The organism is Hominilimicola sp. (genome assembly GCF_046972485.1).
Lineage (GTDB): Bacteria > Bacillota > Clostridia > UBA1381 > UBA1381 > Hominilimicola > Hominilimicola fabiformis.
This window is the reverse complement of the sequence record NZ_JBKVWU010000006.1, coordinates 1-20,834: the sequence shown is the minus strand read 5'-3', so window position 1 is coordinate 20,834 and position 20,834 is coordinate 1. Positions and strand designations below refer to the sequence as shown.

The window sequence follows — 20,834 nt, the reverse complement described above, 5'->3', positions numbered from 1 at the left end:
AAAAGGCGCCACTTGAGGGGAGCTGTCGTGAAACGACTGAGGGGTGGCAAGTATAGATAATAGATAAATTCGTAGGGGACGACACCCACGACGTCCCGTATGTGCGATTATTACATCAAAACAACAACGAAAGGAAATAAAAATATGAAAAAAATTATAAAGCTGATACCACTAATGCTTATACTTGTTTTGGCATTGACATCGTGTCAAAAAAACGCTGAAAACAGCGGCAAACCAAAGGTATACACATCATTTTATGCAATGTATGACTTTACGAAAACAATCGGAGGTGACGATATAGATCTAACAAACATAGTACCGACAGGAACAGAGCCGCACGATTTTGAGCCGACTGCGTCTGATATGGCGAAACTTTCGGAGGCTGACATATTTATATATAACGGCGTCGGAATGGAAAGCTGGGCGGACAAAATAATCGAAACACTTCCGCAGAACGTAAAAGTTATATGCACATCGGAACAGATACCGACAGACGGAAACGATCCGCATATTTGGCTTAGTCCGCAGAATGCAAAATTGCAAATGCAGGCAATATGCAACGTGTTGTCAGAGGTGGACAGCAAAAATGCACAGAACTATATAAACAGACTTGACAGTTATCTAACTCAAATTGATGAGGTAGACACCGAGTACAAAAATGCCGAACTTGACGGTAAGACGATATTTGTAACACACGGTGCGTACAGCTATCTTTGCAACGATTACGGTATGAAACAAGTTGCGCTTGAGGGGGTTACAGGTGACAGTGATCCGTCACCGTCACAAATGGCAAAGGTGGTTGACCAAATAAAGAGCGAGGGCATAAGCTGTATTTTCTATGATCCGCTTGAGGGTGACAAAATGGCACAGGCGGTTGCGAATGAGGCTGATATTCAGGCACTTCCGCTTTATACTTTTGAGGGTGACAGCGAAAGTCGTGACTATGTAACGGTTATGAAAGCAAATCTTGAGGAACTAAAGAAGGGGATTTAAAATGAAAGCATCAAAACAGATTTCAGAATCACTTCCGATTATGATACTGCTCACATTGTCCGGTGGATTTATGGACGCATACAGTTATCTTTGCAGAGGTGAAGTTTTTGCAAATGCGCAGACGGGTAACATACTTTTGTTCGGTGTTAATTTGTCAATGGGGCATTGGAGCAAGGCACTCCAATATGTGTGTCCTGTTTTGGCATTTGCGATTGGTATTGCGGCGGCAGAATTTGTGAGAAGAAAGTTTACAAACAGAAAACACGTTCACTGGCGACAGATAATTGTATTTTGCGAGGCAGTGATATTATTCGGCGTAATGTTTATACCGCAGGAACTGAATTTGCTTGCAAACAGTCTTACATCGCTTGCGTGCGGTGCACAGGTTGAAAGTTTCAGAAAGATACAGGGCAACGGTATGGCGACTACAATGTGCATAGGTAACTTGCGTATGGCAACGCAATCGATATGTGATTATTGGTTTACAAAAGACAAACCCGCAATGGAAAAAGGATTTTTGTTTTTCGGCATAATTGCAATATTTACGATAGGTGCGATTATGGGTAACGTATCTGTCAGATTATTCAGCGAAAAGGCTATTTTGGTAAGCAGTATATTGCTGATAACGGCGTTTTCGATTATGCTTATTAATAAGGAAGATTGAGGATAATATGGAACAGGAAATTTTAAAAATTGAAAATTTGTATTTTGATTATTCCGATACATCTGTATTGCGTGATGTGAATTTTACATTACATAAGGGTGATTTTCTCGGTATAATCGGTGCAAACGGTGCGGGAAAAAGTACACTGATAAAAATAATTTTAAAAATTTTGCCGTACAACAAGGGTAAAATAACACTTTTCGGAGAAGATTTATCGAAGTTTAAAGAAAATTATAAAATCGGTTATGTTTCTCAAAAAGCAAATTCGTTTAACAGCGATTTCCCTGCAACGGTTAAAGAGGTTGTAATGGCAAATCTGTACAGCAGACGCGGACTTTTTAAACGCTACAGAAAAGAGGATTACGAAAAACTAAGTACAGTGCTTGAAAAAGTGGGAATGTCGGGATACGAAAACCGACTGATCGGTAATTTGTCGGGCGGTCAGCAACAGAGGATATTTATTGCAAGAGCGTTGATTTCAGAGCCTGAACTGTTGCTTATGGACGAGCCGACAGTCGGAGTTGATGCGAAGTCGGTAAAACAGATTATGGACATAATAAGCGAACTCAACAAACAAGGAATGACGATTATTATGACAAACCACGATACTCCGGAACTTGTCAGAGTATCGGACAAACTTTTAATATTCTGCGAACACGGCAACGGCGAATTTGTAAGCCGAAACGACCTTACAATGCAACAGATAAACGAAATATTTGCAGGAAAGAGGGTGCATCATCATGGATAATATTTTTCAGTACGCATTTATGCAAAGAGCATTTGTAGTTGCGGCAATAATTGCGGTGATTGCACCGTGTATAGGCGTTTCGATTGTACTTAAAAGACTTTCGGCGATAGGTGACGCAACGTCACATTCGGCATTGGCAGGTATCGCATTCGGACTTTTGCTCGGAATTAATCCGATTTTGGGTGCGGTGATGTTTTCGATTTTTGCGGTTATCGGAATAGAGGTTTTCAGAAAATCATTCGGCAAATATTCGGAAATTGCAACGGTGGTTGTTATGTCGGCGGGTATCGGTCTTACGGCGGTGTTGTCGGGATTTATAACCAATGGCTCAACCAATATAAACAGCTTTTTGTTCGGCTCGATAGTTGCAATAAACGATTTTGAATTGTACTTAACGATTGGACTCGGCATAGCGGTTATTATAACTTCAATATTATTGTATAAAGAATTGTTCTTCGTTACGTTTGACGAAGAGGCGGCAAAGCTTGCGGGAGTGCCTGTCGGCGGTATTAATCTTGTACTTATGTTATTAACGGCGGTTACGGTTTCGGTTGCGTCAAGAATTGTTGGCGCGCTTATGATTTCGTCACTTCTTGTTATACCTGTTGCGGCGGCAATGATGATTGCGAAAAGCTATAAGCAGACAATATGGTGGTCAATCGCGTTTGCGGAATTTTTCACTGTTGCCGGACTATTCATATCGTACTATCTTGATCTCAGACCGGGCGGAACGATTGTGCTTTTGGGTGTGGTATTCTTGATTGTAATAATGGTTTGTACAAGTAAAAGGAGAAGGTGAGAGTATGGAGGATATAAACGGCATACTTTCAAAAGTAGGTTTAAAATGTACAAAACAGCGTATAAGCGTTATGCAGGTACTGTCGGACGCAGACGCACCTCTTACGGTTGAAAATATATATGACAAGGTTGACGGAATGTCGCTTTCGACCGTTTACAGAATTGCGGAAAAGCTGTGTGAAAAGGGTATAGTTAGTAAGCATACAATTCAAGACAGTGATAAGTTTTATTATGAACTCATAAACGGCGAACACCGTCATTATGCAATATGTCTTGGCTGTAAGGAAATGCGTTACGTCGATATATGCCCCGTACATTCACCGCATATAGATAATTTTACGGTGACGGGACATAAACTTGAAATATACGGCTATTGTGATAAATGTCAAAAGAAATTGAATACAAAAGGACGCTGATTTCAGCGTCCTTTTTGGTTGAATTATTTTTGAGTTATTGGTGTTAAGTAGAGATTGTATAAATAGCCACCGTTATAACCAAACTCAAAGTTGTTATCATCTGAAATACGACCGGCTTTAACTCGAAGCTTATCAACACCTATAAGATTTACTTTAACATCTACGGCTTTTTCGAGTCTTTTATTTGAAACTGTTGCAAGCACCTCATCGGTATCTTCATTTATGAATTGTACAGCATTTATGTCATCATCATTATCACGATCAGGTACGGCAAATAAGCCTTCTAAAGAAGAATATTTGCCGTCAAGAATAAATAAAGTACTACTATAAGGAGCAAAACGGTTATCAGGAACAATTGTAACTTGTCTAAGGGGAAATGTAGCACTTGAACTGTTTAAAATATGGGTACCTTCAACTGGCTCGATTTCTGCCATATTAACTTTGTCTGTTTCTAATTTATCGCCGATATATATAGTGCTTGTGTCACTGTCCCAATCAACGTTTTGTCCCAGAGCGTTTGAAATGGATCTTACGGGCAGATAGGTCGTGCGGCTAGAGATAAACGGCTTAACAGGGGTGCCGTCACTGTCACGCGGTGTTGTCGGCTTTCCATTTACGACAACTTTGATGTCAGTGTAAGCCACTTCAAGAAATTTTCTGTACGTATCGGCAAGCGCGGACGCACCACCGATTGCCATTGACAATGCACAGCCGACCGCAATTCCTTTTACAAAATCCTTTTTCATATAAAAACTCCCTTTCAAAATATATTTGTTAATATCAGTATAACATACAAATATAGCTAATTACAAGTGTAAATGAGTATATAATAAAGGGGACACTAAATTTTAGTGTCCCTATTATATTGCTTTATTTTATCATTTCGATTAAATCGGGGATACATTCCTCGAATTTAACCGCGTACCAATGCTCTTTTTCGCTCCCTACAGTGTGCTTGATACAGTCAACCGTAAAGTCAACGGCTATTCTAACCGCCTTACCCATATCAAACCCCTTAACCAATGCACCGCACAAGGTGCTTGAAAAAATATCGCCTGTACTGTGGAAGTAACCGGGAATATTTTCGTTAAAGTACGATAAAAATTCGCCTGTTTCTCTGTTGTAGGACATAACGCCCTGTGAATTATCGTCAAAACTTACACCTGTAAGAACTACAATTTTTGAACCGAGATTTGAAAGACGTATAAGCAGATTTTTTATATATTCTTCGTCATATCCGCTGTCGATATAGTCCTCGTCAAGCAGCTGTGCCGCTTCGGTAAGGTTAGGCACGATTACGTCGGCTTTTGAACAAAGTTTTTTCATTTCCAAAGCAAAATCTTCGGTGAATCCGGCATAAAAATGCCCCTTGTCACCCATTACGGGGTCAACGATTATAAGGTTGTCATCGGTCTTGAATTTATCGAAAAAGTCCGAAACTATTTTTATCTGCTCAAATGAGCCTAAATAACCTGTTGCAACTGCGTCAAATTTTAAATCAAGGCTTTTCCAATGGTCTGCGATAGACGGAATATCGTTCGTTAAATCGCGATATGTATAGCCTGTAAATCCGCCTGTATGCGTTGAAAGTACCGCCGTAGGTACGGGACAAGCTTCTATACCCATTGCGGAAATTATAGGAAGCGCAACGGTAAGCGAACATTTACCGAAACACGAAATATCTTGTATTGACACAATTCTTTTCATTCTAAAACTCCATTCCTTCGTTTATAAACGACTTTAGATATTTTATAACATTTCATTGTTAATGTCAATAAAATCATCATAAAGTTGTCCGAATGTACATAATTTAATATACATAAATAAATATTGGGAGGCGAGAAAAATTGTGTTATGACTATGCGAGAATGTTGAAAGACATAGAAATGCTTACGGACAATTATAACATTATAGAAAGATTTTCGATAGGAAAGAGTGTTATGCAGAAAGATATTCCGTGTTTGAAAATCGGAAAGGGAAAGAAAAAACTGCTTTTAAGCGGTGCGTATCACGGACTTGAATATCTTACGGCGGCTTTTTTGATAAAATTTGTGTCAAATTACACCGTAAAGCTGATGACGGAAACGGAATATTTCGGGTATGACATAAAAAGGCTGTATTCGGATATTACGGTTTACGTTGTACCTATGGTCAACCCTGACGGCGTGGATATCGCACTTAACGGTCTTGATATTACTAACGAATATCACAGGCACTTAATCAGTATGGTGGGAATACATAGTTTTAATCATGTTTGGCAGGCAAATTCGAGGGGAGTTGATATAAACCATAATTTTGACGCAAAGTGGCAGATGGTTGTCGATAAACCGTCACCGTCAAAATACGGCGGTGAATATGCGGAGTCCGAGCCCGAAACAAGGGCAATTACGGAATTTGTGAGAAAAGAGCAGTTTGATATGCTGTTGGCATTTCACAGTCAAGGCCGTGAGATATATTATGACTTTGACGGTATGACAGGTGAAAATTCGGTTGAGATTGCAAAGAAAATGGCGGAGGAAAGCGGATATGCGGTGTGTATTCCGACAGGTACGGCGTCATACGGCGGTTGTAAGGATTGGTTTATAAAGGAGTTCGGAAAAGAGGGATTTACGGTGGAAATAGGTACGGGACAAAACCCTTTGCCGATGAGTATGATTGATGAAGTGTATGATGAAAATGCCAAAATTGCTTTATGTGCCATGCATGAATGTGCATATAACTAAAAATGAGCTGTTGAAAAAACAGCTCATTTTCAGAGGACAATAAATTGTCGTATTATTTTTAGTCTAATTTTGAACCGCACTTATAGCAGAAATGAGTATTCGGTGCGTTTACAGAGTCGCAAACGGGACAAGTAATCGGCTTAGGTGTGTTATTTTCTGTCGGAGCGGCTTGTTCGGTTGTTTGCGGTTGAACCGGTGTTTGAACAGGTGCTGATTGTGCCTGTGGTGTTTGAGGTACCTGTGGTGCCGAATATGTTGTTGACTTTACCGGAGTCTTTGCATATTCATAGAAACCTGCGTGTACAAGACCGAAGAACAACGGTGCAAACAATGTATATACAAGCTGAACTATGACTGTGATAACCGCAAACAATATACCGACAAACGGAATCTTTGAAAGCAATGCAAGTATAGCCATAACAGCATAAATCAGCAAGTTAGGGATAAATTCGGCACAGAACATTTGAAGTTTGTAACCGTTTGTATCCTGCATTGATTTTCTTAGTGCCGCAGTTGCGTTTACCGATTTTTCTTCATTAAGTATATACGGTGTGAATGAATACGCATAATACTTTGAAACAGCGATAAACGGACCTGCAATCGGAACTAAGAACCAAATGAAAATCCATAGCTTTTTCCAACACATACCGCCGGCAGTTCTCCAAAAATCTTTAAAAGCTTTGAAAAGCTGGTCGGAATAAACTTCCTTACCGTTGAAACCGTCAAGATAAACTGCCGCCATACCTGCGGAAAGAACCGCTATAACAGGCACAATAACTATCGGTAATACACCGAATACAAGAACGAGTATAGTTAAAAGTGAACTTAAAAGTGAAAGCCCCCATAGCTTAAACGGCATTTTTGACAATACGTTAAAAGCTCTTTTATAGATGTTACTTATAATCATAATAAAACCCCCTTAAAAAATTAATTGTTTTGACCGTAATATGCGTTTGCGCCGTGTTTTCTGTAATAGTGCTTATCCTTTAATTCTTGAGGTGCCTCCTGAACTTTCGGATTAATCATTTCGGTACGCGCCGCCATTTTTGCAACTTCTTCAAGTATGACTGCATTGTGAACAGCCTCCATACCGTCTTTGCCCCAAGTGAAAGGACCGTGATTTTTACATAGTACGGCAGGCATTGCAACGTAATCTTTGTCTTTGAAGAAGTCAACGATAAGTACGCCTGTATTTTTTTCGTATGCCTCGTCGATTTCTTCCTTTGTAAGATTTCTTACGCATGGAATTTCGCCGTACATATAGTCAGCGTGAGTTGTACCGTAGCAAGGAATACCGCGTCCCGATTGTGCCCAGCTTGTTGCCCAAGGTGAGTGTGTATGTACGATACCGCCGATATTAGGGAATGCTTTGTAAAGCTCGATATGAGTTGCTGTGTCTGATGATGGGTTATATTTACCTTCGATTTTGTTACCGTCAAGGTCCATAATAACCATATCTTCAGGCTTTAGCTTATCGTAATCAACGCCCGACGGCTTGATTGCAAAATAGCCTGTTTCTCTGTCAATTTCACTTACGTTACCCCAAGTGAATGTAACAAGTCCATGCTTTGGAAGCTGCATATTAGCTTCGTAAACTCTTTGCTTTAATTCTTCTAACATATTATATATCTCCTTTTATTAGTATATTGTAGACAAAACCTGTAATGGTTTTGTCTACTTTATTCTTGGAAGTATGAGGTGCAACCTCATTAAAAATCATTTCTGACGACAGGTGCGGCAGAAATGGCTTAAAATCTAAAGTTTCGACTTTGGAGGAACTTTATGATTTTTTCTTTGAAAATACTCAAAAATTACATCGCAAGATGTGATTTTTGGAGCTGTCGACATTTTGTCGACAGGCTCTAATATTTTAAATATTCAACTGCCGCTTTTTCGATAGGCAGACCGTTCTTGTAACGTACAGCAAATTCGTTAAATCCTTTAACGTCCTCGTCTGTCGGCTCAAGTGTGTACGATTCGCTTTGTGAGAATACTTTGTTGTTAAGGAAATCGGTAAGTGTTTCGTTTTCCGCTTTTGTAAGCATATATGACGCAAGCAATGCGATACCCCATGCACCGCCCTCACCGGCTGTTTCCATAAGTGAAACAGGTGTGTTTATAGCGGCAGCCATAAACTTCTGACCAACGTCCTTTGTCTTGAACAATCCGCCGTGACCGAACATTCTGTCAAGCTTGACATTTTCCTTGTCAAGAAGAATATCCATACCGAGCTTTAATGTTCCGAGTGCGGAATAAAGGTGAGTTCTCATCATATTTGCAAGGTTAAACTTGCTGTCCGGTGTACGAACGAAAAGCTGACGGCCTTCTTCAAGACCTGTAATATTTTCGCCCGAGAAATATCCGTATGAAAGAAGTCCTCCGCAGTCTGCGTCACCTTCAAGAGCTTTTCTGTAAAGTGTGCCGTATAGCTTTTCCGTACTTATTTCAATACCGAGTTCGGCGGAATATTCTCTGAATATATTTACCCAAGCATTAAGGTCGGATGTACAGTTGTTTACGTGTACCATTGCAACGTCGTCACCGACCGGTGTTGTAACTATATCAATTTCGGGATAAGCCTTTGAAAGCGGTTTTTCAAGTACAACCATAGCAAATACGGACGTACCGGCTGAAACGTTTCCTGTACGTTTTGTAATGCTGTTTGTTGCGGTCATACCCGTACCGGCGTCACCTTCCGGAGGGCATAGCGGAATACCTGCACTGAGTTTGCCTGTTGTGTCAAGAAGTTTTGCACCTTCTTCTGAAAGCGTACCGGCATTTTCTCCTGCAACAAGCACTTTTGGAAGTAAGTCTGAAATTGTATAAGGAAGATTTTTATTTGAAATCAACTTATCAAATTTCTCAATCATACCTTTATTATAGTCTTTTGATGCACTGTCGATAGGGAACATACCCGACGCCTCACCGATACCGAGTACAAATTCACCTGTAAGTTTCCAATGAACATATCCGGCAAGAGTTGTAAGATACTTGATTTTTGAAATATGCTCTTCACCGTTTAAAATCGCCTGATAAAGATGAGCAATGCTCCATCTTTCAGGAATGTTGAAGTCAAAAAGATGTGTAAGTTCTGCGGCGGCTTTGCCTGTTATGCTGTTTCTCCAAGTACGGAACGGAACTAAAAGCTCCTTGTTTTCGTCAAATGCCATATAGCCGTGCATCATAGCACTGAAGCCTATTGCACCGATTTTTGTAAGTTCTTCGCCGTATTGATTTTTAACGTCGTCAGCCATATTTTTGTAGCTTGTCTGAATACCTGTCCAAACGTCCTCAAGACTGTATGTCCAAATACCGTTTTCCAAACGGTTTTCCCATTCGTAACTGCCGGACGCAATAGGATTATTATTTTCGTCAATCAAAACTGCCTTTATACGAGTTGAGCCAAGCTCAATACCGAGTACAGTTTTGCCGTTTTGAATTGCGTTTTTAATCTGCTCCATAATTTTCTCCCTCTGTTTTTTTATTTAAAGAATAAAACTCTTAACTATTATTATAAACAACTTATCTATATTTGGCAATATAAAAAAGAGATTTTTTCCAACAAATTTGAGGTAACTTCGGCTGTTGCAATTCTTTTGATAATGTGCTATAATCAAACGAGATATAGATATTTGGAAGGTGAACATAGTTGGAATTATGTATATTTAATAAAATAGAAGATGACCTATGTATAAAGGGGATATTGGAAAAGGATAATGTTATCGTTTTAAGAAACATTATCGAATTTTCCGAAACAGAGGGCGTTACAAGCAGTGCAATAAAAGAATACGTTGCAACACGTCTTGCGAATGACGACAACATTTTATCACGCCTTGCACAGGCAGGTAAATTTATCGGAGACGACCTTTACAGACTTGCAAAATTTGATATTGAGCAGATTTATAAGAAGCTGTTTTCAACTCAAATTAAGTACGCACCGTCAGGTAATCCTATCGGATTCAGTAACGGATATGTGGCGTCAATCAGAGCGATAACAGAGTCAAAGTCAGCACAGGAGCTTCTTGATTTGCTTATCGAGCATTACAGAAAGTTCGGCAGCGGAATTTTGGCTAAGTATAATGCGTTTAGATATGACGGCGAACTTATCGGAGTAACGAATACAGATGATATTACTTTTGATTCGCTTGTCGGCATTGAGTATCAAAAACAAGTATTGATTGATAATACAAAGGCGTTTGTCAGCGGTAAAGCGGCGAATAACGTATTGTTGTTCGGTGACAGAGGTACGGGTAAATCATCATCTGTAAAGGCACTTTTAAATATGTTCTGTGATGACGGACTTCGTATTATCGAAATGCCTAAGCATTGTATAAAGGATATACCGTCACTTTCAAAGGTGTTGGCTGAAAGTCCGAATAAGTACATAATATTCCTTGACGACCTTACTTTTGAATCACACGAAACAGAGTACAGAGCGTTAAAGGTTGCAATGGAGGGACAACTTCAGGCTAATCCTACAAACGTGCTTATATATGCAACGTCAAACAGAAGACATTTAATAAGAGAGAATTGGTCAGACAGAGAGGGCGGAGAAATCCACGTGAACGACCAAATGCAGGAAACACTTTCACTTTCGGAACGTTTCGGTATCAGTCTTGTATTCTCTGCGCCTAACCAAAAAGAATATCTTAATATCGTTTCCGAAATGCTTAAAAAGCACAATATCCAAATGAATGCGGATATTGAAAAAGAGGCGGTAGTATGGCAGATGAACTACGGAGGCCGCAGTGCAAGATGTGCAAAACAGTTTGTAACGTCTTACATCGCAAAATAAATTCAGAGAGGAAGTTTATAATGAAAAAGAAAATTATAGCTATTACACTTGCAGTTTCGGCAATGATGTCAACAGTTGCTTTTGCCGAAAACATTAATGCAAATTATACGGATAATGTATTGTCATTTGAACAGAAAGACGAAAATATTGCCGTTGTTTCGTGCTATGACGAAAACGGCAAGCTTTGCTACAGCAATATGTATAAGTCTGAGGACGGCAATTTCAGTGCCGATATACCTAAAGAGTATAAGGGGATGAAAACAAAAGTTTACTTTGTAAAGTCAAAAGAGATAAAAGAAGTCAGTGTAAGTGATGATGTTCAGCCGACAGCCACACCGTCCGTAACACCGACAGCCACACCGTCTGCAACAGAAAAGCCGTCTGCAACAACAGTACCGACAACTAAGCCGTCAGCGGACACACCGTCAATTTACGAAAAAGTAACAGACGCAATTTATGCACCGGCGGTTGTTAAGGAAGTTGAAACAACTACAAAAGACGGTGAAGATATGTATGCCGTTACTTTGCTTGCACAGGGCAAGGAAATAAAGACATTGATTGAAAATGATGTTACATTTGAAACTTCTTCGGAGGCTTATTCGTTTATGAAAGGCAAGGACGCAGGAAGTCTTGAGGAGGGTGATGTTATCTGCCTTACGGCGAACGTTGCCGGAACAAGAATAAATCATATGTACTTTATTTACAGACCGCAGGACGAAGATATAATTACAGGCAGTCAAGATTTCGGCACTGACTTTGAAAAGTTAATTACTGAAAACGGTTCAAGTGTTGCAAATCAATGGAAGCTTATGAAGTACGGTGAAAAAGCGTCAAGCGACAGATACCAGTACGCATTCGGACTTATCGGTAAGGTGGGTTCAAATTCACTTACTTTGATAAACAAGAGCGGCAGCACAGACAATGTTATCGAAGTTGATACAAAGAAAGATACAATAGTTTATACTTGCGATGTATCGAATAAGAATGAAGTTGAAATTGCGTCAGTTGGTGATATAACTTCAACCATTCCGAAAAGCACTTTCGATAAGGACAATACAATAGATTTCACAAACGATTACAGCTATAATTACGCACTTGTAAGAGTGGTTGACGGAACGGCAACGGATATAGTTGTATACGAAAATTATAATGATTAATCAGATTGTCTGCAAACCCTCTATGGTTTTGTAGACAGGCTCAACAATTAATGTAACTCAACAAATCCTATACGATTGTAAAATTGTAGAAAGAGAGTAGGAGGAAATTAAAAATGAAAAAATTAAAGAAAGCTGTCTTGGCAGTTTTATCAACGGTATTGGTGGTAGGAAATATTAACGCAGTGTTTGCTGACGGTGATATAAGTGTAAGAATGAATGGGATTGTGTCGAATGACGTCAGTTACATAAATTTTACGGATACGAAACCTATACAAATCGATAACCGAACATTGACGCCCGCAAGGGCAATGGCGGAGGCTGCCGGTATGGAGGTTGAATGGGACCAGCCGACTCAGACCGCACTTTTGACGCTTAAAGCAGACGCAAATTCGGACAGACCGATAGAACGTTTTGCGTCAGAGGCGATTAATAAAATTGACGGCTTGGGGTTGGATATGACGCCGACAAGTATAACGGCAGCTTTAAGACTTAATGACAGCAACGCTGTTATTAGGTATAACTTTACCGATTCTGACGGCGATAATGTGCCGTTTGGCAAGGATTATGAAATGGTTTCGCAGGCTGTTTTCATAGAGGACGGTACACTTATGATACCGATACGTGATTCTATGGAAATGTTCGGACTTGATATTGAATGGTATCAAGATGAGCTTTGTGCGGAAGTTAATATCCCCGAAGAAATAGATATTCCCGAAGGGCTTGCAATAATTCCGAACCACGGAAACGGTAAATACAGCGCAGATAATCTTGCCGACAACTCAATTCCGAGTATAGATATTGAGGATGTGCCTGTTGACAATGATCAGCAACTCGGTACATATTTGGGTAAGTTTAAGATTACGCATTATTGCCCTTGTTCAATCTGTAACGGCGGTTGGGGAGCGTATACCGCCTGGGCGGGTGAGCTTATTCCCGGTCAGACCATTGCGGTGAACCCTAAAATTATTCCTAAATTAAGTTGGGTGTATGTTGACGGCTATGGTTACAGACACGCCGAAGATACCGGCAGCGGTATAGGTGAATATCATATTGATATGGCTGTGCCGACTCATTCAATGGCAGTGGCACTCGGTGTTGTATACAAAGATGTATATTTGGTTGAATAACAGAGTGCCGACAAATTGTCCGGAACGTGCAAAACATTATTTTTATATTTCAAAATTTAATTTATAGCTGTAACAAATAACAGGCAAGCCTATGGCTTGCCTGTGCACTTTTTGCGAAAATAAACTCTAACGTACCAATGTACGCCGACGAGTTCATTTTCACAAAATCCAAACTAATTTCTCGACCTCTGCCAGTCTGTCGACATTTTGTCGACAGGCTTTTGTATTATCTTTCCATTTTCCAATACTGTACACTGTAAGGCGGTAATTCACTGCCGCCGCCGAAGTCGTGCATATTACCGCTGATTAAGTCAACAGCCGTACCGCAACCGGCGTCAAAATGCACTGTAACAGGATTTTCGTCTGCATTGATAGCGACAAGAACACGTTCATCATCGCATTTTCTTTCAAATATACAGTGCTTGTTTTGTAAAACAACCGAACGGAAATCACCGTAGCACAATGCTTTACTGTTTTTGTGTGCCATTGCAAGTTTTGATATAAATTCTGAAAGTTCGTTGTCCAAAGGCTCATCAAAGCATACACGAAGTGCAGGGTCACCCTCGTTTTTATGTGCTTTTGCACCCCATTCACTTCCGTAGTACACGCAAGGAATACCCGGCATACCGAAAATCATACCGTAAGTAAGCGGTATATGCTTTTCGTTTGTAAGTATGCTTGCAATTCTTGAAACATCGTGGTTGTCAACAAAACTCAATAGGTGCTTGCCACGGTACAGTGTCCACTGTTCAGGTCCGAATTGACGTAACAATGAGTGTACAATTTCAAACATATTCATACTGTTGAAACTTGAATAAATACCCTTGTAACATTCATAATTAGTGCAACTGTGGAGCATATCGTCATTGACAAATTGATTGTAGTCACCGTGAAGAAGTTCGCCGAGCAGAAGAAAATCATTTTTTAAACTGTCAGTGTAACTTCTCAATCTCTTTAGAAAATCCTTGTCAAGACAGTATGCAACGTCAAGACGTAAACCGTCAATGTCAAATTCGTCAATCCATAGTTTGATACATTCAAAGATGTGATTTATAACTTCTTCATTGCGAAGGTTGATTTTTACAAGGTCGAAATTACCCTCCCAGCCTTCGTACCAAAGACCGTCATTGTAATTTGAATTACCGTTGAAATCAATGAAAAACCAATCGCGGTAACGTGAGTTCTCCCTGTTTTGGAGAACGTCCTGAAATGCCCAAAATCCTCGTCCGACGTGGTTGAATACGCCGTCAAGAACAACTTTGATGTTGTTTTTGTGTAGATTTTCGCATACTTCTTTAAAGTCGTCATTTGTGCCAAGACGACAGTCGATTTTTTTGTAGTCACGAGTATTGTAACCGTGTGTGTCCGATTCAAATACAGGTGAAAAATATATTGCATTCGCTCCGAGATTTTTTATATGCTCAATCCAATCGTTTACTTTTAAAATTCTGTGCGTTAAAACACCGTCATTTTCAAACGGTGCACCGCAAAATCCTAACGGATAAATTTGATAAAATACACTTTCATATGCCCACATATTTCCAGCCTCCTTAATGGTTATAATTTATTATATCATCTGTGCAGTATAAACGTCAATAAAAAGAAAATATTTATAGAAAAAACTTGAAAAACCGCATAGAATGTGATAAAATAAATTAGTATGAACAAATTTAAAAGGAGTTTTAATTATGTCAGGACATTCAAAATGGAGTACAATTAAGCGTAAAAAGGGCGCAAACGATGCCCAAAGAGCTAAGATATTTACAAAAATCGCTCGTGAAATTATAGTTGCCGTAAAGGCAGGCGGTCCGGATCCGGATAATAACTCAAGTCTTAAAGACGCTATCGCAAAGGCTCGTTCAAATAATATGCCTAACGATAATATAAACAGAACAATTAAAAAGGCGGCAGGCGATACAGACGGTGATAACTACGAAAGTATCACATACGAAGGTTATGGACCTGCAGGTGTTGCGGTAATCGTAAACGCACTTACAGATAACAGAAACAGAACTGCCGCAGACGTACGTCACGCATTCGATAAGAACGGCGGTAATATGGGACAGACAGGCTGCGTAAGCTTTATGTTTGACCAAAAGGGTATTATCATTATCGAAAATGAAGATATGGACGAAGATGAAATCACTATGGACGCTCTTGAAGCCGGTGCAGATGATATTGAAGTAGAGGACGGCGTTGCAGAAATCGTGACAGCTCCGTCTGATATGGGTGCTGTTCGTGACGCACTTGCGGAAAAGTATACTATTTCTTCTGCCGAAGTCAGTATGGTTCCTCAAACAATGACTGAACTTACAGAAGATGGTCAAATCAATGCAATGACCAAGCTTCTTGATATGCTTGAAGACAATGATGATGTACAGGATGTATACCACAACTGGGATATGCCTTCAGAAGACTAATTCAAGCAATTTTCAGTCTATTTGCACATTTTTTAAGTCTTGAAGTATATACATACGTCTGCGACTTAAAAAAAGCACAACTAAACTAAAACTTGCTTGAATTAAAATTTAAGTGGTTTTTCAGCCTATTTGCACATTTTTTAAGTCTTGAAGTATAAACATACGCCTGCGACTTAAAAAAGCACAACGAAACTAAAACTTGCTTGAATTAAAATTCGAGTTATTGGTAGCATATCTGCACAATATTTTAAACTTGAAGTATAAAAATACGTCGGCAGTGAAAAACTGTACATCTATACCAACTAACTTGAATTGAAATTTGCGGGTTTTAAACACAAACATTAACAAAGGATTATATTATGAAGAACAAGATTATTCAATTATTGCAAAGCACAGCGGGAATGCTCATATTTGCACTTTTAAGCGGTTGTGCGTATTATATTGTAGTATTAAAATTCATACTGTCACACACATCTGTCGGCGGCGGATTATTAGGATTTTTCTTTCTGCCGGCAATCATATTCGGTGCGGCGCTTGTGCTTATAAAAATAATAAAGCAATGTATGGAAAACGGTAACTACAATGCGGTTAATTTAATATTTTGGCTGCATATTGTATTTATAATAATATCAGCCGTATTTCTTGTTTCGATGTTTGTATAATTTAAAACGGTGTTCGTCGTGAACACCGTTTTTCTTATTTTAATTTTTCAAGCAAATATTTTTCCTTTGTTGCCATACCCCCACGAATGTGACGTTCTGCCTTGTTCTGCTCCAAAACCGACTGTGCTTCTTTGTACAGTGCAGGGTTTATTTTATAAAGTCGTTCATGTACATCTTTGTGCACGGTTGTTACTATTAGTGTCGATTTCAACCACGTCTGAAATATTGATAGGGAAGTTCAGTCCCTCAATATCTTCGGCAATGTTAAAGTAAACATATATCTCATTTTTTGAAACAACACGAATTTCTTTTACAACCTTTTTCAATTCCTCGTTTGTGATGTTGCCCGAAAAATCAAATGCACTGAATGTGTTAAGAAATGCTTGAATACTTGCTTTGATTTTTTGAGTGATTTCTCTTGTTTTGTTTGTTTCGTTAAGACGAAAGCTAAGCTTTTCGATTTCCTCGTTTATAGGAATCATATCATGTTCCGCCTCGTCCATTGTAATAAGTGCTTTTACGGCAAGTGTTTTTAATCGTTCACGTTCCTGTTTTAATTCGTCAAGACGGTTTTCGACTTCCTCCAACACAATACCGCTCGTATTTCTGATGTATTCTTTGATTATACTGTTGCACCTTGTTTCGACAAGTGTAAAAAAGCTTTCTCGGTCGTCAAGCAATGATTTAAATAATGTATTCAAAGCTGATTTCAACCAATCTTCATCAATGCGGATGTATTCGGAATCACATCTGCCGCTGCCGTATGAACTTCGTTTTGAGCAAGTCCACCAAACTTTAGGCGGTCGGTTGGGTGAGTATTGCTTTTGGTATCGTCTGTATGAAAAACCACAACTGTTGCATTTTATAAGATTTGAAAATAAATGCTTGTTACTGCGTTTCTCGCGTTGACAGTATTGTTTTGCGTTCTTTTCTTTTATCTGCTGTGCCTTTTCAAATTGCTCGTCCGATATAATGCGAAATTCCGGTCTTTCCGATACATACCATTCTTCTTTAGGATTTTTTTGTCGCTGACTTGTAAATATATCTTTCATACTCTCTTTACCGTTAATGACCGTGCCGATATAAATCGGATTGGTTAAAATTCTGCCGACAGAAATTTGACTCCAATTATAATTCGGTTGACCGTCCTTTAATTTTTTTGTCTTGACGTGTGACTCGTAAAGAAATTTTGCAATTTTCGCCATACCCCATTCTTCTTCGGTGTATAAGTCAAAGATTTTCTGTACCCAACGGCTTTCTTCGGGATTGGGTACAAGAGTGTATTTGTCTGTTCTGTCGTAGCCGAAAACAAAATTCGGAACAATACCTCGCTCTTTGCTGAATTGCTTGCCGAATTTTGTACGTTCACTGATTTTCTGACTCTCGTTTTCCGCAATCATAGCCATAAGGTTGAGCGTAAACATATCAATGTCTTTGCCTTCACCCATGTTTACAAGGTGCAGTTGAACACCGAGGTTTGCAAGCTCCCTTGAAACCGTTATAAAGTCAAGAGTGTTTCTGAACAGACGGCTAATGTCCTTGACATATAAACGCTGAAATTCACCACGTCTTGCCGCACTCAAAAGCCTTTGTAAATCTTTTCTGTTTTTCATTTTGGTGGCTGATTTGCCTTTGTCACTGTATATGCGAATGAGCGTGTCGTTACGATTGCCAACGTATTTTTCAAAAAACTCACGCTGATTTTCAAGACTTAGCTCTTGTTCTTCCTTGTTTGTAGAAACCCTGATGTATGCCACTGCGTCCATTTAAACACCCTCTCTGTTAATTCTAAAATATCTTAAAAGAAGTATATCATAGAATTATTTGAAATACAATAGTACAATGTAAATTTGTAAATAATATTAGATAAAGTATCACCAAACATTAAAAATGGTGAGGACGTACCTCACCATTTTGTGTTTATTGCGATACATTATGTATTTATTCCGCTTTCAGAAGCGATATAGTTGTCTACAGCTTTCTTGGGGATTTTCCAACACGAGCCGATTTTAAAGCCTTTGATTTTACCTTTCCTCAGTAGGTTATACAAAGTGTTTCTTCCGACAAGAAGATAATCCATAACTTCGTCAGTGGTCCATATTTCATAATTATCTGACATTATACGTCAACTCCATTCGTAAAATATTAATTTTATGTTATACGCATAAATCATCATAATCGGAATACTCCAATGCCAAGTCTAAAGGATTTCTGATTGTATCAAATTCGTAGCGCCTTGGAATTACGACAGGACTCACACCGATTTTATTAAACTTTTTAAGTATGGCTTTATCTGAGATTTATTGAAATTAAGTATATCAAACGCCCTATCTAAATGCTGTGAGTAGCAGATGACTTTACAAGCTCTTTCATCAATTTCTTTGACTTTTTCTTGCATGATGATTTATCAATTATTGAGTATATGTCAGTAAGTTTATAAAAATCACCTGTGCCATAGAAGATATTTGCATAATGCTTGAAAATGTATTTTCCTATAATATCACTTTCCTTTAAAAAGGAAGATGCAGAAGTACATTTGAATTTCTTTGTAAGATGTCTGACTTTCTTTTTAAAACAACGTATTTCAATTCTTATAATTTTTTTTGAATTATCAATATAACGACATTTAGGATTTTTTTCTTTTAGCTGTCGATATTTGTTGTAGTAGGTGACTTCAATACCGTTATTTCCGGTTATGGTAATACCATTCTTTGATAAGGTATTTCTTTTAGATTTTTCGTTTTTATATTTTTTTATGGTATATTTGCTCGGGAAATATCCTCGTTTTAATAAATTTACGTAAGAATCAATTACTGTCTGATCATTAAGTTCGACGTTGCTACAATAATCAATTCTTGATATATTGCAAGAATCAAATTCAGGTAAAAATGGTGATACGGTTTTTATCAATATATTAAATTTCTTTATAAGTTTATCAATATTTTTAGAATTAAATATTCCAATATAGTTGTGGTTTTCCAATACACGTCTTGGATTGACTCTATAATATAAGACATGATGATTATATTCATCTTGTTTGTATTTTTTTATAAATATTATGATACCGTAATCTTGTAATGCGTTGAAAACAGCACAATCATCTTTGGGTTTGTAATTTTGTCCGGATGCATTATACAATTCATTGTATACAATACGCACATCATCAGTTGATAACTTATAACTTAGTTCAAATGTATGAAAATTCATACTATTACCTCCTTAGTATTACCGCATTATTGGTTTATATATAATACGATATTAGTATTATATTGTTATCTTAATATTATTTTTTATATTTTTATTTGGTAAAGTATTTATACTTATATATAATGACAGGTGATGTATAATCGGAGATGGTGAAGTAAATGCAGAGATAAAAGTCGATTTAAATATATATTTAATAGTAGTAATTGTTGATATTTTCCTTGACAATAAAAGAAAAATGATATATAATCTTAATTAATAATAAATCCTAACAAGGAGGACGAATGACGATTAGAAGAAACACCATTCAGAAAGACTTAGTACGAAATGCTGTATATGAGATGAAAAGACATGTTACAGCAAATGAAGTGTATGAATTTATAAAAGAATCATATCCTACAATCGGAAAAGGAACTGTATATAGAAATCTTGATATATTGGTAGAGGAAGGTGCTTTGAGGAAAGTTGAAGTCTCGGAGGGACCAAACCGATTCGATTTTACATTGAAAAATCACTACCATGTCAGGTGTGTAAAATGCGGTGAGGTATCAGATGTGGATATGGATGAAATACCGGATTTGATGAAAAAAATTCATGATACTCACGGAATTGAATTTTTGGATTACGATATTTCATTTAAAGGCATTTGCCCAAAATGCAGGGAGGAGGCAAAAGAGGAATAACATGGATAGAAAAGCAATGTATAGGCTGAGTTACGGACTGTTTGTATTGACTGCAAGGGAAGCTGAAAAAGATAATGGATGCATTATTAACACAGCAATTCAGGCAGCTTCGGAACCAAACCAATTAAGTATATGCGTCAATAAGACAAATTACACGCATGATATGATTGAAAGAACCGGAAAATTTACAGTATCAGTTCTGAGTCAGAATGCACAGTTTGAATTATTTAAACATTTTGGCTTTCAATCAGGAAGAAATACCAATAAATTTGAAACATTTAAAAAGTGTGACAGGGGTATAAATGATATTTATTATATTACGGAAGGTACAAATGCATATATTTCTGTAAAAGTTATTAAAACAGAAGATTTGGGTTCACATACAATGTTTATCGGTGAGATAACCGATATGGAAGTTTTAAGTAATATACCTTCTGTCACATA

22 protein-coding genes and 1 pseudogene are annotated in these 20,834 nt (G+C 38.2%); 13 read left to right on the top strand and 10 right to left on the bottom strand.

The features are described from left to right. Nucleotides 1–144: 144 nt before the first annotated feature. Genes ACLTU0_RS01545 through ACLTU0_RS01525 form a run of 5 tightly spaced genes read left to right on the top strand, consistent with a single transcriptional unit; the run spans nucleotide 145 to nucleotide 3,619 of the window. Nucleotides 145–993, top strand: coding sequence for a metal ABC transporter substrate-binding protein (locus ACLTU0_RS01545; RefSeq protein ID WP_308455957.1), 849 nt, complete (start codon nucleotides 145–147; stop codon nucleotides 991–993). A 1-nt stretch (nucleotide 994) separates the two neighbouring features. Beyond that, entirely contained in the window at nucleotides 995–1,657 is a 663-nt protein-coding gene (locus ACLTU0_RS01540) for a YoaK family protein (RefSeq protein WP_022231108.1), read from the top strand. Nucleotides 1,658–1,664: 7 nt separating this feature from the next. After that, a complete protein-coding gene (locus ACLTU0_RS01535) occupies nucleotides 1,665–2,405 on the top strand; it encodes a metal ABC transporter ATP-binding protein (RefSeq protein WP_117968686.1) in 741 nt (246 codons plus the stop codon). Continuing rightward, on the top strand, nucleotides 2,398–3,204 hold the full coding sequence (locus tag ACLTU0_RS01530) for a metal ABC transporter permease (RefSeq protein WP_337600287.1): 807 nt from the start codon (nucleotides 2,398–2,400) through the stop codon (nucleotides 3,202–3,204). The genes ACLTU0_RS01535 and ACLTU0_RS01530 overlap by 8 nt, the downstream gene beginning before the upstream one ends. A gap of 4 nt (nucleotides 3,205–3,208) precedes the next feature. Beyond that, nucleotides 3,209–3,619 carry a Fur family transcriptional regulator gene (locus ACLTU0_RS01525; RefSeq protein WP_337600285.1) on the top strand — a complete coding sequence of 137 codons (411 nt, stop codon included), beginning with the start codon at nucleotides 3,209–3,211 and terminating at the stop codon, nucleotides 3,617–3,619. 23 nt (nucleotides 3,620–3,642) lie between these two features. Here the strand turns inward: ACLTU0_RS01525 and ACLTU0_RS01520 are convergent, their stop codons facing one another. Next, entirely contained in the window at nucleotides 3,643–4,365 is a 723-nt protein-coding gene (locus ACLTU0_RS01520; RefSeq protein WP_412321130.1) for a stalk domain-containing protein, read from the bottom strand. A 124-nt stretch (nucleotides 4,366–4,489) separates the two neighbouring features. Then, the gene (locus tag ACLTU0_RS01515) at nucleotides 4,490–5,326 is read right to left on the bottom strand and encodes a pyridoxamine kinase (protein ID WP_412321129.1); all 837 of its coding nucleotides are present in this window, start codon (nucleotides 5,324–5,326) and stop codon (nucleotides 4,490–4,492) included. 140 nt (nucleotides 5,327–5,466) lie between these two features. Here ACLTU0_RS01515 and ACLTU0_RS01510 point away from each other — a divergent pair, with 140 nt between their 5' ends. After that, nucleotides 5,467–6,342, top strand: a complete 876-nt coding sequence (locus tag ACLTU0_RS01510; RefSeq protein ID WP_412321127.1) for a M14 family metallocarboxypeptidase — start codon at nucleotides 5,467–5,469, stop codon at nucleotides 6,340–6,342. A 58-nt stretch (nucleotides 6,343–6,400) separates the two neighbouring features. Here the strand turns inward: ACLTU0_RS01510 and ACLTU0_RS01505 are convergent, their stop codons facing one another. The 3 genes from ACLTU0_RS01505 to ACLTU0_RS01495 all read right to left on the bottom strand — a co-directional run bounded on the left by ACLTU0_RS01505 (nucleotide 6,401) and on the right by ACLTU0_RS01495 (nucleotide 9,803). Then, on the bottom strand, nucleotides 6,401–7,249 hold the full coding sequence (locus tag ACLTU0_RS01505) for a hypothetical protein (protein WP_412321126.1): 849 nt from the start codon (nucleotides 7,247–7,249) through the stop codon (nucleotides 6,401–6,403). Between the two features lie 20 nt (nucleotides 7,250–7,269). Beyond that, nucleotides 7,270–7,962: an L-ribulose-5-phosphate 4-epimerase gene (locus ACLTU0_RS01500; protein ID WP_412321124.1), complete on the bottom strand. Its 693-nt coding sequence runs from the start codon at nucleotides 7,960–7,962 to the stop codon at nucleotides 7,270–7,272. Between the two features lie 242 nt (nucleotides 7,963–8,204). Further along, the gene (locus ACLTU0_RS01495) at nucleotides 8,205–9,803 is read right to left on the bottom strand and encodes a xylulokinase (protein WP_412321122.1); all 1,599 of its coding nucleotides are present in this window, start codon (nucleotides 9,801–9,803) and stop codon (nucleotides 8,205–8,207) included. 188 nt (nucleotides 9,804–9,991) lie between these two features. On the opposite strand from ACLTU0_RS01495, the gene ACLTU0_RS01490 reads away from it, so the two are divergent. The 3 genes from ACLTU0_RS01490 (at nucleotide 9,992) to ACLTU0_RS01480 (ending at nucleotide 13,421) form a co-directional block, all read left to right on the top strand. Further along, the gene (locus tag ACLTU0_RS01490; RefSeq protein WP_147514150.1) at nucleotides 9,992–11,137 is read left to right on the top strand and encodes an ATP-binding protein; all 1,146 of its coding nucleotides are present in this window, start codon (nucleotides 9,992–9,994) and stop codon (nucleotides 11,135–11,137) included. 20 nt (nucleotides 11,138–11,157) lie between these two features. After that, entirely contained in the window at nucleotides 11,158–12,294 is a 1,137-nt protein-coding gene (locus ACLTU0_RS01485) for a hypothetical protein (RefSeq protein ID WP_147514149.1), read from the top strand. A gap of 113 nt (nucleotides 12,295–12,407) precedes the next feature. Next, nucleotides 12,408–13,421: a stalk domain-containing protein gene (locus ACLTU0_RS01480; protein ID WP_337600926.1), complete on the top strand. Its 1,014-nt coding sequence runs from the start codon at nucleotides 12,408–12,410 to the stop codon at nucleotides 13,419–13,421. A gap of 226 nt (nucleotides 13,422–13,647) precedes the next feature. Here ACLTU0_RS01480 and ACLTU0_RS01475 read toward each other — a convergent pair whose 3' ends face one another. Beyond that, the gene (locus ACLTU0_RS01475) at nucleotides 13,648–14,958 is read right to left on the bottom strand and encodes an alpha-amylase family glycosyl hydrolase (RefSeq protein WP_412321121.1); all 1,311 of its coding nucleotides are present in this window, start codon (nucleotides 14,956–14,958) and stop codon (nucleotides 13,648–13,650) included. Nucleotides 14,959–15,109: 151 nt separating this feature from the next. Between ACLTU0_RS01475 and ACLTU0_RS01470 the strand changes: the two genes are divergently transcribed. After that, nucleotides 15,110–15,841, top strand: coding sequence for a YebC/PmpR family DNA-binding transcriptional regulator (locus ACLTU0_RS01470; RefSeq protein ID WP_337599560.1), 732 nt, complete (start codon nucleotides 15,110–15,112; stop codon nucleotides 15,839–15,841). A gap of 359 nt (nucleotides 15,842–16,200) precedes the next feature. Then, nucleotides 16,201–16,503 (top strand): hypothetical protein, encoded by a 303-nt coding sequence (locus ACLTU0_RS01465; RefSeq protein ID WP_022231122.1) that lies wholly within the window; start codon nucleotides 16,201–16,203, stop codon nucleotides 16,501–16,503. Nucleotides 16,504–16,537: 34 nt separating this feature from the next. Here ACLTU0_RS01465 and ACLTU0_RS01460 read toward each other — a convergent pair. The 4 genes and pseudogenes from ACLTU0_RS01460 to ACLTU0_RS01445 form a co-directional block, all read right to left on the bottom strand. Continuing rightward, nucleotides 16,538–16,693 (bottom strand): annotated as a pseudogene (locus ACLTU0_RS01460) (sporulation transcriptional regulator SpoIIID); the annotation flags it as partial. Beyond that, nucleotides 16,668–18,269: a recombinase family protein gene (locus ACLTU0_RS01455; protein WP_412321119.1), complete on the bottom strand. Its 1,602-nt coding sequence runs from the start codon at nucleotides 18,267–18,269 to the stop codon at nucleotides 16,668–16,670. The gene ACLTU0_RS01455 and the pseudogene ACLTU0_RS01460, both read right to left, overlap by 26 nt. Nucleotides 18,270–18,436: 167 nt before the next feature. Beyond that, the gene (locus tag ACLTU0_RS01450) at nucleotides 18,437–18,622 is read right to left on the bottom strand and encodes a helix-turn-helix domain-containing protein (protein ID WP_022231124.1); all 186 of its coding nucleotides are present in this window, start codon (nucleotides 18,620–18,622) and stop codon (nucleotides 18,437–18,439) included. Nucleotides 18,623–18,834: 212 nt separating this feature from the next. Beyond that, nucleotides 18,835–19,710, bottom strand: a complete 876-nt coding sequence (locus ACLTU0_RS01445; protein ID WP_412321118.1) for a hypothetical protein — start codon at nucleotides 19,708–19,710, stop codon at nucleotides 18,835–18,837. Nucleotides 19,711–19,991: 281 nt separating this feature from the next. On the opposite strand from ACLTU0_RS01445, the gene ACLTU0_RS01440 reads away from it, so the two are divergent. Together ACLTU0_RS01440 and ACLTU0_RS01435 are read left to right on the top strand one after the other, a co-directional pair. After that, nucleotides 19,992–20,390, top strand: coding sequence for a Fur family transcriptional regulator (locus tag ACLTU0_RS01440; RefSeq protein ID WP_412321117.1), 399 nt, complete (start codon nucleotides 19,992–19,994; stop codon nucleotides 20,388–20,390). Nucleotide 20,391: 1 nt separating this feature from the next. Continuing rightward, nucleotides 20,392–20,834 (top strand): flavin reductase family protein (locus ACLTU0_RS01435; protein WP_412321116.1); only part of this gene is annotated, 443 nt, incomplete at its 3' end.